Raw genomic sequence first — 13,192 nt, 5'->3', positions numbered from 1 at the left:
TATACCCCCAGAAACTATACATTTTCTGAACAAACTGGAATAAGCCTTGGACGCGATGTCCAAGGCTGACGTTGATCTTATGGTTAATAATATTTGACCGCCGCATACCGGCCGGCGTCTTTGACCATCTCGAAAGCCGTGCCGCTTCCTTTCCAGCCGGCATCGACCGTCGTATCGACGGTGACCCATGCACCGTTCAAATACACTTCGTTCCACGCATGATACGCTTCGACGTATTCCGACGTTCCCATGACCAGCTTCGCCGGAATATCAACGCTCCTCAGCATGGCGGCGAACAGCGAAGCGTAGCCGTAGCATATATCTTTTCCTTCCGCAATCGTTCGGTCGATATCGGGGATATAATCCGCGAGATCGGAGGAAGCGAGCGCGTCGTCGTACCGGATCGTTCCGATCACGTATTCGTATACGGCCTGCACTTTTTCCGAATCGGTGGCGGACGTTTTTGTCAATTCCTTCGCAATTTGAACGGCGCGGCTCGTTTCGCTCCATTCGACGTTTTGCACGGAATTCAAGTAAACGTCTTCGGCTTGCGCGAGCTCGAGCTTTACCGTTGCTTCCCGCACCACTTTGTACTTGGTGCCGCCGACTTGTTCGAGGACGGAAATCGTATAATCGCCGTTGCCCATCTGCAGCGGAAACGATTGCTCTCTTTTGTCCGGCGGCAGCCGGTACGTATATTTAGTTTGCTCCTTCGCGATCATCAGCTTCGTTTTGACATCGGCATTTACGTCGTACCGGATCGTGACGATGCCGTCGTTCACGCGCTCCAAGCCGAGCCAATCGTCCGATTGCACCGCTTGTACGATCGGCGCGCACCATAGAAGCGCGAACATTGCGACAACGGCAAGCAAAACGTTGCGCATGTATAAAACTCCCTTCGGCGGCCAGGCTGCCATTGACGGTCGTCAGAAGGCCCTGTAGCTTTGCGTCCTTGCCTTTCGACAAGTTTGCCATTATCGTATTAGAGTTTCACCGATTCGGAGCGGGGGATTGTCCGAAAAAAAAGAAAAAAAGCGTAATCGTTCGGTAGCTGGCTGCCATTGACGAATCAAGAAGGCCCTGTAGCTTTGCGCCCTTGCCTTTCGACAAGTTTGCCGTTATCGTGACATGCTTTTGCATGAACTATCATACCAAATATATCAATTCCTATCAAGCACAAAATGTCGGCCTATTTGTCATATCGCGCGCCCCCCGCTGCTACCGTATTTGAAAAAACGCGACGACGATCGCCAGGCCGGCGATTCCCGAAACGACGTAAACGAGCGTAAGCCGGGTCCAATTCCCTTTCGTCCTGCGTTCGTAGCCGGGATTCCCCTCTTTGTTTTCCTTCGACATCCCTATCGCGACCGTCGCGACGCCGGCGAACATCGAGAAGAAAATAATGATCCAAACATATAACGATTGCGCCATAACGCACTGCCTCCTTGTTCGCATCGGAAACGAAACGCGCTTCCATCCTTCCCTATCATCTTAAATCGAGTTCGCCGAAAAGGGACCGTCCAATCGGTCGGGAATTGTCCCATCCACTTTTCAACAAATCGAAACAAGATGTTCACGAAGCTGCAACAATCGCCGTTCGCCTCGCGGCCGAATTGCCGGTACGATGAAGATGCCGCCTTGGCGGCACGATAATAGATCGCTTACCAAGGGGTGTCGTTCATGTGGAGGCCGGATCGCGACAGCAAAACGCCGTTGTATCGGCAAATCGCGGACTATATGGAGCAGCGCATATCGTTCGGCGAGCTGCCGCCGGGCAGCATCCTCCCGTCCGAACGGAAGCTGGCGGAGCAGCTCGGCGTCAACCGCAGCACCGTCGTGCAGGCTTACGACGATTTGCGCGCTTCGGGAATGATCGAAAGCGCGACCGGAAGCGGGACCCGCGTCAGCCAACATAAATGGGGAATGGCCCAGAAGCATCCCCCCAACTGGAGCCGCTACGTCGAGGGCGGCACCTTTTTGCCGAACTTGCCGCTGATGCGCCGCATTCGCGAATCGATCCGGAGAGGCGATCCGGCCGTCAACTTCGCCAGCGGGGAGCTTGCCCCGGAATTGTCGCCGAACGAAGCGATACGCGGCTTGATGGCCGGGCGTCCGTTCCGGGAACAGATGGGATACGGCGATCCCCAAGGATACGGCAAGCTGAGGATCGCTTTGGCATCGTTTTTGCGGGAGCATCGGGGCATTCGCGCCACGGACGATTCCATCCTCGTTACGTCGGGCTCGCAGCAGTCGTTGTATTTGATTACGCAATGCTTGCTCAGTCCCGGGGACGCCATCGCCATCGAAAATCCGTCCTACTGCTACTCGCTTCCGATGTTTCAATCCGCGGGACTCCGGTTGTTCGGACTGCCGGTCGACAAGCGCGGCGTCGACCCGGAGCATATCCAGTCGCTGTACCAGAAGCACCGCATCCGCATGGTGTTTCTGAACCCGATCTTTCAAAACCCGACGGGGACCGTTGTCGACGAGGAGCGAAAGAAGGAGCTCGTCGCCTGCTGCGAGCGGCTCGGCATTCCGATCGTCGAGGACGACCCGTTCGGCTTGACGTCGTTGAACGAAGACCGTCAGCCGCTGCCGATGAAAGCGGCGGATCCGAACGGAACCGTGCTGTACGTCGGGTCGCTGTCCAAAATCGCCGCATCCGGCCTGCGCATCGGCTGGATCGTCGCCCCCCAATCCGTCATCAACCGATTGGCGGACGCCCGCGAGCAAATGGATTTCGGCTTGAGCGTCTTCCCCCAATGGATTGCCGCGCATTTTTTGGAGTCGCGCGATTTGCGGCCGCACTTGATGCGGCTAAGGGCCGCCCTCCGCAGCCGGAGAGACGTTATGGCGGAGGCGCTGCGGCGGGAGCTCTCGGGCGAGATCGCTTTCGACCTGCCGGAGGGCGGCTTGAATCTTTGGTGCAAAGTCCGCCGGCCGGTTCACGATTTTGCGCTGCTGGAAAACGGAATCAAGAAAGGGGTTCTGTTCGTCCCGGGGAGCGTGTACGGCTCCGAGTCGGGCTTCGTCCGGCTGACGTACGCCAGGCCGCGGACGGAGGATATCGAGCCGGGGATTGCGAAATTCGCGGAGGCGCTTAGGCTGACGCTTGGAACATAGCGCCAGGCTTTGTAAGTCACGGACAGCCCTCTCGTTAACCCGAATGCGCGTTCCTCCCTATGGTACCTCAAACGTCAGCCCGCTGAGTATGACTCGTATGGGCCATCGGGGACGTTCCGCTCGCTCGTCCGCATGACTCATTGGGGCTATATACGGCATTGGCGGATGAATGGTATGATTATGAATTGATAAAGGAGGGGAACCGTGATGCAGAAATGGATTATGGCCGTCTTGTTTTTCGGAGCATGCGCCTTCGGCATCGTCATGCTGACCGTAAGCGCCGTAACGGACAAGCCGGAGAAGGAGCAGGAAGCGAAGGGGCCGTCGATGCCGAGCGTAACGCTGGACCAGGCCGCAGCCGAAGCCATCTACAAGCAGTCCTGCGTCGCCTGTCACGGCAATCAGCTGGAAGGCAAAGTGGGGCCGAATTTGCAGAAGGTCGGAACAAAGCTGACGAACGAACAGCTCTACAAGCTCGTCTTGAACGGCAAAGGGGGGATGCCCGCTTTCAAAAGCTCCCTGAAGGAAGAAGAAGTCGCCAATCTGGCGTTATGGCTGGCCCAGCATAAATAAGGACGGAAGCCCGGTTCCGGTTCGGAATCGGGCTTTTCCTTTCGCGGCTATCGTACGGCCTTGTCGTTCCAATCGACTTTGTAGTCGTACATCCATCGGTTCGATCCTTTACTCGCCGATTTCAGGAACAGCGGCATCATCAAATCGCGGAAAAACACTTGCACCGGATGGGTCGCATGCTTGCGCTGCCCGATCCGCCTCGAATACTGCACGATCCGCTCGACCCTGTCGCGGCGCGCATGTTGAAACTCGGCGAAAGCGAGCTGCATGTTCGGGATGTCGCGAATGCACTTGGCCAGCACGATCGCATCCTCGAGCGCCATCGAAGCGCCCTGCCCGGCATTGGGCGACGTCGCGTGGACGGCATCGCCGAGCAGGACGACCGACTTGTCGTGCCAGACGGATAGCGGCGGCATATCGTAGATCGGGTAAGCGCCGATCTCGTCCTTCGTCGATCGAACGATTTCCGGAATCGGATCGATATCGTCTTCGTATAAGCCGTTGATCGTTTTGCGCCACTCCGCTTGCGGAATGCTTTGCAGCTCCCGCCGGGACGGCTCTCCGGGATAGTCCATGTTGCCGAACCAGTATACTTCTTCGCCGTTTCGGACCGAATAGCCGAAAAACGCCCGTTTTCCGAATACCATCGTCTGGGTGCCCGGTTCGCAAGCGATCGAATCGCTCTTCAAAAAACCGCCGAAGCTAATCAGTCCCGTATAGGACGGCGCGGGCGCGGCCGGCATCACGATCTTCCGCACGCGGGAATTAATGCCGTCGCAGCCGACCAGAAAATCGCCGGATGCGGTCGAACCGTCCTCGAAAGTAACGTCGACGCGGCGAAGCTCGTTCGCATCGACGCTTTTCAGCCGTTTGCCGTATTCGATCGAAATCCCCTGACGCAGCGCTTCCTCGCGCAGCGCCTTGTGCAGCATCCCTCTCTTGATCGTGTAGCCTTGAGGCTCTCCCGCCGTTTCGCCGACAATGCCGAGCAGCTTGCCTTTCCCGCTGTACATCTTCATCGCATGCATCGGAATGCCTTCCCGGCGAATTTGGTCGTCCATCCCCAATTCCTTCAGCACCTGCAATCCGTTCCGAGCCAAATGAAGAAACAATCCGGAATAATCGTCGGCTCGCGCCTCCGCTTCGTAAACGACGGAGTCGATCCCCGCCTTTTTCAGAAAAAGAGCCGTTGCCGGGCCGGCGATGCCGCAGCCGATAATGACCGCTTTTTTCGGATTGCCGATGGTTGCCATCCGCCATCATCCTTTCTCGAGCTTCATATAGTTTAATTAAACTATATTGTTTAAACTATACAAAGTCAACTACTATTTCACAAACTAATCAAAACGGGCTATAATGAGGATATGCTTTTATCGCGTTAAGGAGCTGAAACGCATGCCCAAACCGAAACGGAGCAACTTGCTCGCTTTGGCCATCTTGTCGCTGCTGCACGAACGGCCCATGCATCCTTACGAACTCGGGGTTACGATGCGCCAACGGGGAATGTCCGACAGCATCAAGCTGAACACCGGCTCGCTATACGCCGTGTTCGACTCGTTAATGAAACATAACTGGATCCAGCCGATCGCAACGGAGCGGGAAGGCAAACATCCGGAGCGGACGATTTACGAGCCGACCGCGGCAGGGAAGGCGGAATTTTTCGACTGGCTGCACGAATTGTTGCGTACGCCCGCGAAGGAATATCCGCAGTTTGCGGCCGGACTTTCGTTTTTGGGGCATTTGAAGCCGCGGGTGGCGCTCGATCTGCTGAAGCAAAGGGCCGAAGCGCTTGCCGAGCAAATTCATGGCGCCCGAACTTCCGTGGAGGAAACGTTGGCGATGGGGATCGACCGCGTGTTCGTTATCGAACTGGAGTATTCCATCGCCCTGCTCGAAGCCGAACAAAGCTGGCTCAAACGGCTGACGGACGATATGGAAAACGGTGTGGTGACGGAACGGAAGGACGGCGAACTCGTCTGGAAAATCAAATACGCCCCGCCGTCCCAAGATCGTTCAGGGGAGAAAATCGGCGAAAGCGGTGCCGAATAACGGGCGGAAGCTTCGCTTGGCGGGGCGCCCTCTCGCTCGAAGGCGCCTGCGCCGGTTTTCGCCGGCCGGTTTTTCTCGTTTCGTTCCCTTCCGCTCGTCGCATATTGGAACCCGTTCCGGCACACGATAGATCGACGGATTCGAATGCCGTACTTGTTCGTCCGAAGAAACGGTATTGACAAACCGGCAATCGCATTATATTTTAAAATTAAGATTATTAACATAAAGATAAAGGAGCACCGACTATGACAACGATACGCAACGTACAAGGCGTTTTCCAAGGCGCCCCCTTTCATATGGTAGGCGACGGTTTTCGCGTATCCAACTACTTCCCCGGGGGCAACGATTTCGGCGACCGGTTCAGTCCGTTCCTCTTGTTGGACTACAATGCACCGTTCGAATTCCCGCCAAGCCCGAAAGTAAAAGGCGTAGGAGCGCACCCGCACCGCGGCTTCGAAACCGTTACGATCGCTTACGAAGGATTTATCGAGCATCGCGACAATTACGGCAATCGCGGCGTGATCGGTCCGGGCGACGTGCAGTGGATGACGGCGGGATCGGGTCTGCTGCACAAGGAGTATCACGAACGGGATTTTTCCAAGCGGGGCGGTCTGTTTCATATGATCCAGCTGTGGGTCAACCTCCCTCGCGCTTATAAGATGACCCCGCCCAAATACCAGGAGCTGCCCGGCGGGAAAATGGGGCGAGTCGAGCTGCCGGACGGCGGCGGCACCGTGCGCGTCATAGCTGGCGACTATAACGGAACGAAGGGACCGGCGCAAACGTTTACGCCCATTCATCTATACGACATCGCGTTCAGGCAAAACGGCAAAGCGAGCTTTACGCTGCCGTCCTCGTTCAATACGGCCGCGCTGGTGCTCCGGGGCAAAGCGAAAATAAACGACGCCGCGGCGGCGAACGAAGCGGATTTCGTGCTGTTTGAAAATACGGAGGGGGACATACGCATCGAAGGCCAAACCGACGATACGCTCGTGCTCGTATTAAGCGGCGAACCGATCCGGGAACCGGTTTACCGGCACGGACCTTTCGTGATGAACAGCAAAGAGGAAGTCGTTCGGGCATTTCAAGACTTTCAATCCGGCAAAATGGGCGGCACCGATTTTTGACGGAATGCCATGGAGGGATCGGATCGGGGGGGGGCTGCCGCTCCCTCGACATCGTTCGCAGCGCATGCTTGCAATTTTGCCGCACCTCCCGTTGACAGCGCTTACAAAGCCGATTACGATAAAAAGGACCAAGCGCCGGATGGATCCGACGGTCGAAGGAGTGTCCGCCAAAAATCAATCAACATCCCGTTCGTCCCTTGTCGTGGTTCGTTTTAGCCTTCGGAAAACGGATTAACAAACCATTTTGAAGGGAGACACGTATGATGATTGTTCGCAAGCACCGCCCCGCCCTGTTTTGGATAGCCGTCCTGCTGCTCCTTCTCGGTGCGGTCGCGCCGATCGTACCGCCGCGTGCCGAAGCCGGCGGCATTCCGCTGACGCTCGTCAATCCGTCGTTCGAGGCCCCCTCCTCCGGCGGAATACCGGGCTGGACCCAAACGTTCGGCACGGGCGGCATCTCGTTATCGACCGCGCAAGCGTACGACGGCACGCAAAGCCTTTTGCTTACCGACACCTCCTCGGCCGCCTCGACCGGCGAGGAAAGCGCGAAAGTATCCGGCATCGCTCCGGGAGAATCGTACGCCGCATCCGCCAAAGTCTACATTGCGAGCGGCTCGCCTTCGATCTATATCCGCTTCTTCGACAGCGCCGGCACGCTTCTGTCCAGCGGCTTCCGATCGGTATCCTCCCCATCGGGCCAATGGACGTCCGTATCCGTTACGGCCGTCGCCCCCGCCAATGCCGCGCAAGCTTCCGTTCTCCTTTACAGCTCCGCCGCAGGCACCGCTTCCGCTTATTTTGACAGCGTCGTCCTGGAACGGGTCATCCGGAATGCCGGATTCGAGGAAGGCGCAGCAGGAACGGCCATACCGGGCTGGACCCAGACGTTCGGCGGCTCCGGCGTTTCCGTGACGACCGAGCAGGCGAGCGAAGGCGTCAAAAGCGTGAAGCTCGTCGACGGCAGCACCGCCGGCTCCGTCGGCGTCGAAAGCGACAAAATCGCCGTCTCGGTCGGACAGCTCGTCCGGGCTTCCGCCAAGGCGTACGTCGCCGGCGGCTCCGTCAGCCTGAACATCCGGTTTTGGGATGCGGGCAATACGCTTCTGCATATGCAAACCGAGCCGTTCGGCGGTTCGCTCTCGCAGTGGACGCCGATGTACGTCTCGGCCGTCGCGCCGGCCGGAACGGCGAAAATGAGCATCCTGCTGTACAGCACGGTTGGCGGGACCGCTACCGCTTTTTTCGACGACATTTCCCTTGGCGGTCCGGTCATATCCAACTTGGGGGTGCAGATTACGAACGCCTCCGCCTCGTATGCCGCTTTCGGTCCGGATTCGAACGGCAATCACCTGCTCTACATCGGCTCTAACGGCAATCCGTCCAAACTGGCCGTATACGACGCCAAAACCGGGGCGTCCCTTCATACGTTCGATCTCCCCGGAGCGACGGCCGTGTGGGGGATGGCGGTCGCAACCGACGGCTCGCTCTACGCGGGTACGGCCTCCGGCAAACTGTTTCGCTATATCCCCGGCTCTTCGTCCGTCGCCGATCTGGGCGTCGCCGTCGCCGGGGAGACGACGATTTGGGAGCTGACGCCGGGAACGAACGGCAAAATATACGGCGGCACTTACCCGGGCGGAAAAGCGTTCAAGTACGAGCCCGGGATCGGCTTTACCGCGTTCGGCGGCCAAATCGAGCCCGGCGAGCAATATGTCCGATCGATCGCTTACGACGAAAGCGCGCACCGGCTCTATATGGGCATCGGCTCCCATGCGCATCTGATCCGGTACGACAACAACACCGGCGCCAAAACGAACATTCTTCCGGCCGCGTATGCAACAGAAGAATTTACATACTATACGAATTACGCGGGCGGCAAAATTTTCGCCAAAATGAGCCCGTCCGGCGCGACGCTCGTCATCGATAAAGCGACGCTGCAGGTGGAAAGCACCTTATCCGGCATCGGCTCCATCGGCGTATCCAAGCTGTCCCCAACGGCAAACGCGGTGTATTACACGAAGAACGGCAGCCTGTACACTTACGACTTGACGAGCAAAACCGAGACGCTGCTGGCGAACGTAGGCTCCAATATGATCGGCTCCGCGTTCATAGCGTTGAACGAGACCGGGTATCCGGGCTATTCGTTCGTGGCCGCGCTCAGATCGGGCGAACTATTGAAATATAACCCGAGCACGGGCAATTGGGCCAAAACGGCGGTCGTTCTGCCGGAATCCCCAACCTCGATCCAGTCCGTCAAGCGCGGGCCGGACGGCAATATATACAGCGTCGGCTACTTGGTCGGCGGCATGGGCGTCTACAACCCGGCGACGGGCGCACAGACGAAGTACAGAGGCGTCGGTCAGGCCGAACATATTACGGAGGCGGGCAGCTCTCTTTACTTCGGCATTTACCCCGGAGCCATCATTCAACAGTACGACGTCACGCAGCCCTGGAATCCGACCGGCACGCCCAGAAATCCGAAAACGCTGTTCAACCTGGGCTCGTGGGAGCAGGACCGCCCGTTCGGCATGCTGGCCGTCCCGTCGCTCAACAAGCTGTTCGTAGGCACCGTGCCCGATTACGGAAAGCTTGGCGGAGCGTTTGCGGTATACGATTTGGGGACCGCCGCCCTGAGCGTAACCCGCAACGTCATTCCCGATCAGAGCGTCGTCTCTCTCGCTTACAAGAACAACGAAGTGTTCGGGGGCACATCCGTCTGGGGCGGACTCGGAATTGCGCCGACGGCGGCGGAAGCGAAGCTGTTCGTGTGGGACGCGACGTTGAATCAAAAAACGTTCGAAATCGTACCGGTGGCGGGCAAACGCGCCATTACGGCGCTGATGGCCGGTCCGGACGGCAATATTTGGGGAGTCGCCGAAGGGACTTTGTTCGTCTTCAACCCGGCCACCCGATCGGTCGTATACAGCGCCGACAAATTCCCGGTCAGCTACTCCGGCGCGAACCACGTATGGCGCGACGCCAAGATGGAGCCGAACCCCGACGGTTACGTGTACGCGACGGTCGGAGGCAAGCTGTACCGGATCGATCCGGCTACGAAGCAGACGGTAACGCTCGTTTCCGGCGGCGCTTCTCTCCTGGCGCAGGATAACAACGGCGATCTGTATTACGTCTCCGGCGTCAATTTGTTCAAATACGACAAGTAGGCATCGCAAGCGGGGCCGCCGATCGAATTTCGGCGGCCTTTATTGTGTGCGGCCGGGCTTCGCTCATACATGATTAATTGGGCTGTGGCGCCACACATTCGCAGGGCCATCATCCATCGTCCGCAAATAGGTCTGCCGAGAAGACGGCAATAGGAAAGAAAACGGACGGCAAACTTTTAAAGGGAAAACCTGATGCTATTTGGCCGGTTACCCTACAGCCGACCTTAACTGCCGGAAAACTTCCCGTTAATTTCGCCCGAATAGAGCTTTTTGCCGCTGCAGCGCCGGATTTCCGGGAGCTTTTCCAGTTAAACTAACCCAGCGCCTATCCATTGATAAATATAGAAGGAGATATTCCAGTAACATGAAAGCTATGCGGTCGGACAGGTCGAACGCCGACAAGAAATGGATGGCGCTCCGAAACCGGGCATGCCTTCCGACCGAATCGGGGCATAAAGCGATCGTGTACTCCTCCTTCGACGGGCAAAGATTTCGGACTTTAGGCGTTTTCGGAGGTTCGGTTTATAACCGCTTCCGTCGGAATAACACAGACGACTTCTTCATCGAACGGTTGCCGGATCGCAATCGGCGACGACGAGCACATCGATATGACGGGCGGACCGAAGCAGCCGCTTGACGACGGACCCTTGCCGCAGCTCCTTCCAAAAGGACGGCCTCGATTGGCCGACGATCATCTGCGTAGCTCCGTACTCCGTCGCTTTGCGCACAAGAACGCCGGCGACGACTCTCGTCTTTCTCGCATGTCCGATCTCGAAAATCCCACCCAATCGCTCCGTCAGCTTCTTCAGAGCTTCGAGCCGTTCCGCCAGTTCCGCAGGCGGAGCCGAACGCTCCGTCCGAACGTACGTTACGTACCAAACGGCCTTCAGCCGGTAGGCGATCCGAAATCCTCGGCGAATGAGCCGTTCGGCATCCGGCATGCCGCTCACGCAAACATAAATGACTTCTTTGCGCCGCCACGGTCCCCGAAGCGAGCCGCTGCGCTCCCACGCCTCCAGCCTTTCGTCCACGTCGTCGGCGATTTCCCGCAGCGCCAATTCCCGAAGCGCGATCAAATTGCCGGTTTTGAAAAAGTGGGTCAGAGCCTGCTGCACCTTATCCATCGCATATATTTTGCCTTCCTTCATTCGCTGCTGCAGCGATTGCGGCGTCACGTCGATCAGCCGCACTTCGTCCGCCAATCTCAAAATGTGATCCGGCACCGTCTCCCGGACGCGCACGCCCGTAATTTGCTCGACCGCATCGTTCAAGCTTTCCAGATGCTGAACGTTGACCGTCGTAATGACCGATATGCCGGCAGCCAAAAGCTCAAGGACGTCCTCGTACCGTTTCTTGTATTTGCTGCCGGGGACGTTCGTAGGCGCAAGCTCGTCGATCAAGACGACCTCCGGATTGCGGCGGACGATTGCGTCCGTATCCATTTCTTCCAGCCGGGTTCCTTTGTATTCGATCGTCTTGCGCGGCAGCACGTCCAGCGCGCCTGCTTGATCCGCCGTTTCTTGGCGGCCGTGCGTCTCGAGCAAGCCGACGCTTTTCGGAAACGCGGATGCCGGTCAGCCTTCGCGCGATGTCCCGAACGTCTTCAAGCTCGAAGACGTTCACGGTTGTAATGACGCTGATGCCGCGGCTGAGCAAAAACCGGATATCGTCGAGCCGGGTCGGGAACCGGGCGCCGTCCCGGTTTCGATGCGCCAATCCGTCCACAAGTACGACCTCGGGATTTCGCTAGATGCAGCTCTCATCCTGACATTTTTCCAAGCTTTGTTATTTGCCGAGCAATCCGTCCAAAGCCAGGTTCAGCTTCATCACGTTCACGCGAGGTTCGCCGAACAGGCCGAGGTCCCGCCCTTCGGTATTCGCCTCGATCAGCTTGTTCAGCTCGTCCGCGGAAAGTCCCGTCTGCTTGCCGATACGCGGCACCTGCACTTTGGCCGATTCCGGCGTAATGTGCGGATCGAGCCCGGTGCCGGAATACGTGATCAAGTCGATCGGAAGCTCGCTAACCGGTACGTCCGGGTTGGCTTTCTTCCACGCCTCGATCGATGCCCCCGTCCGTTTCAGCATGTCCGGGTTGGAAGGCGCATAGTTGTTCGATCCCGACGCCTCCGCCTTGTAGTCGATGCTCGAAACGCGGCCGTGAAAATGGCCCGGATCCTCAAACGTCTGTCCGATCAGCTCCGAGCCGACGACTTCGCCTTCGGCGTTCTCGATCAAGCTCCCGTTCGCATATCCCGGAAACAGCGCCTGGGCCGCCCCTGTGCATACGAGAGGATATACGATGCCGCACAGCACGTTAAAGACCAAACTGATCCGTATGACGACTCCCAGCGACAGACGGGCCGTTTCCCGTTCGATTTTCGCCGATTGTTCCATCCTTCTATACCCCTCTCCTTCTTTCAAGTTAAATCCACAAATGTACGAAAAGGTCGATCAGCTTGCTGCGACGCCGACGGAATACGACCTTCGGTTATCGTTTTTTGTCCAGGGAATAGCGGGGGGGGGGGGGGGGGGGAATCAGTAAAGCCAACAATCGAGGGACGATAATCGGTCCGCTCTAAATCGCCCTCTTGAGTTTGCTTAGCAGCCGCAAGCTCGCTTCCAGCCAAATCGCGCTGTATATCCACGAAAACAAGACGATATAGACGATTACGCTTATTCGAAAGTTCGTGGAGACGGAAGGACCCAATATCGGGAAACGCAAGCCGTATACGAGCAGCGCGATCCCGGCCGCCAACGCGAGCGCGGCGAATGTAACGACCTTCGCCCGATTGCCGAAGCGAAGGATGCCGTAACCGAGAGCCAGCCCCAGCAGCCCCGTCGTAAACGGGAATACGATCAGTTCGCCCGGCTGGATGATCAGCAGCAGCACGATGGCGAGCATATAGGAGCTCAAGCCCGAACGGATCGACATCACCGTCGCCAATACCATCGGGGCGGTAGCGAACGGACTGATCAAAAAGCCCGGTCCCGGCAGCAATCCCCCGGCGGATTGGAGCAGCGCGGCCAAAGCGCCGAGCAAGGCGACCGTGACGAGACGCTTCGTCTGATCGGCCGCGCTCGGCTTTCCCCCAATCGCGGAAACGTCGACCGGCAAAGGCTGTCCCCAATATCGCAGCCATAATTTTCGCATGGCGA

Annotated in this window: 10 protein-coding genes, 2 pseudogenes and 2 riboswitches; of the genes and pseudogenes, 5 read left to right on the top strand and 7 right to left on the bottom strand. The window is 57.7% G+C overall.

The features are described 5' to 3' along the window. Positions 1–83: 83 nt before the first annotated feature. Positions 84–884, bottom strand: coding sequence for a transglutaminase-like domain-containing protein (locus PV407_RS27015; protein WP_332093109.1), 801 nt, complete (start codon positions 882–884; stop codon positions 84–86). Between the two features lie 13 nt (positions 885–897). Continuing rightward, a riboswitch (cyclic di-GMP riboswitch) is annotated at positions 898–983 on the bottom strand. Between the two features lie 60 nt (positions 984–1,043). Further along, positions 1,044–1,127, bottom strand: a riboswitch (cyclic di-GMP riboswitch). 91 nt (positions 1,128–1,218) lie between these two features. Further along, positions 1,219–1,431: a hypothetical protein gene (locus tag PV407_RS27010; protein ID WP_332093108.1), complete on the bottom strand. Its 213-nt coding sequence runs from the start codon at positions 1,429–1,431 to the stop codon at positions 1,219–1,221. 249 nt (positions 1,432–1,680) lie between these two features. On the opposite strand from PV407_RS27010, the gene PV407_RS27005 reads away from it, so the two are divergent. Both PV407_RS27005 and PV407_RS27000 read left to right on the top strand, forming a co-directional pair. Then, positions 1,681–3,123 carry an aminotransferase-like domain-containing protein gene (locus PV407_RS27005; protein WP_332093107.1) on the top strand — a complete coding sequence of 481 codons (1,443 nt, stop codon included), beginning with the start codon at positions 1,681–1,683 and terminating at the stop codon, positions 3,121–3,123. Positions 3,124–3,330: 207 nt separating this feature from the next. Further along, entirely contained in the window at positions 3,331–3,696 is a 366-nt protein-coding gene (locus PV407_RS27000) for a c-type cytochrome (protein ID WP_332093106.1), read from the top strand. Positions 3,697–3,743: 47 nt separating this feature from the next. Here the strand turns inward: PV407_RS27000 and PV407_RS26995 are convergent, their stop codons facing one another. Further along, positions 3,744–4,949, bottom strand: a complete 1,206-nt coding sequence (locus tag PV407_RS26995; RefSeq protein WP_332093105.1) for an FAD-dependent oxidoreductase — start codon at positions 4,947–4,949, stop codon at positions 3,744–3,746. A gap of 142 nt (positions 4,950–5,091) precedes the next feature. Here PV407_RS26995 and PV407_RS26990 point away from each other — a divergent pair, with 142 nt between their 5' ends. The 3 genes from PV407_RS26990 (at position 5,092) to PV407_RS26980 (ending at position 10,036) form a co-directional block, all read left to right on the top strand. Further along, positions 5,092–5,745: a PadR family transcriptional regulator gene (locus PV407_RS26990; protein ID WP_332093104.1), complete on the top strand. Its 654-nt coding sequence runs from the start codon at positions 5,092–5,094 to the stop codon at positions 5,743–5,745. Between the two features lie 245 nt (positions 5,746–5,990). After that, entirely contained in the window at positions 5,991–6,872 is an 882-nt protein-coding gene (locus PV407_RS26985; RefSeq protein ID WP_332093103.1) for a pirin family protein, read from the top strand. Between the two features lie 263 nt (positions 6,873–7,135). Further along, complete coding sequence (locus PV407_RS26980; RefSeq protein WP_332093102.1) at positions 7,136–10,036, top strand: carbohydrate binding domain-containing protein; 2,901 nt, start codon at positions 7,136–7,138, stop codon at positions 10,034–10,036. A 560-nt stretch (positions 10,037–10,596) separates the two neighbouring features. On the opposite strand, the pseudogene PV407_RS26975 reads toward PV407_RS26980, so the two are convergent. The 4 genes and pseudogenes from PV407_RS26975 to PV407_RS26965 form a co-directional block, all read right to left on the bottom strand. Further along, positions 10,597–11,586, bottom strand: a pseudogene (locus tag PV407_RS26975) (universal stress protein); the annotation flags it as partial. 7 nt (positions 11,587–11,593) lie between these two features. Further along, positions 11,594–11,782, bottom strand: a pseudogene (locus tag PV407_RS29675) (sensor histidine kinase KdpD); the annotation flags it as partial. Positions 11,783–11,821: 39 nt separating this feature from the next. Beyond that, entirely contained in the window at positions 11,822–12,430 is a 609-nt protein-coding gene (kdpC, locus tag PV407_RS26970) for a potassium-transporting ATPase subunit KdpC (protein WP_332093101.1), read from the bottom strand. Between the two features lie 181 nt (positions 12,431–12,611). Continuing rightward, complete coding sequence (locus tag PV407_RS26965) at positions 12,612–13,187, bottom strand: hypothetical protein (protein ID WP_332093100.1); 576 nt, start codon at positions 13,185–13,187, stop codon at positions 12,612–12,614. Between the last annotated feature and the right edge of the window lie 5 nt (positions 13,188–13,192).

It is taken from the genome of Paenibacillus sp. GYB003, from assembly GCF_036577625.1.
Taxonomy (GTDB): Bacteria; Bacillota; Bacilli; order Paenibacillales; family NBRC-103111; genus Paenibacillus_AB.
The sequence above is the reverse complement of the archived record's forward strand: the minus strand, read 5'-3'. Positions and strand labels throughout refer to the sequence as shown.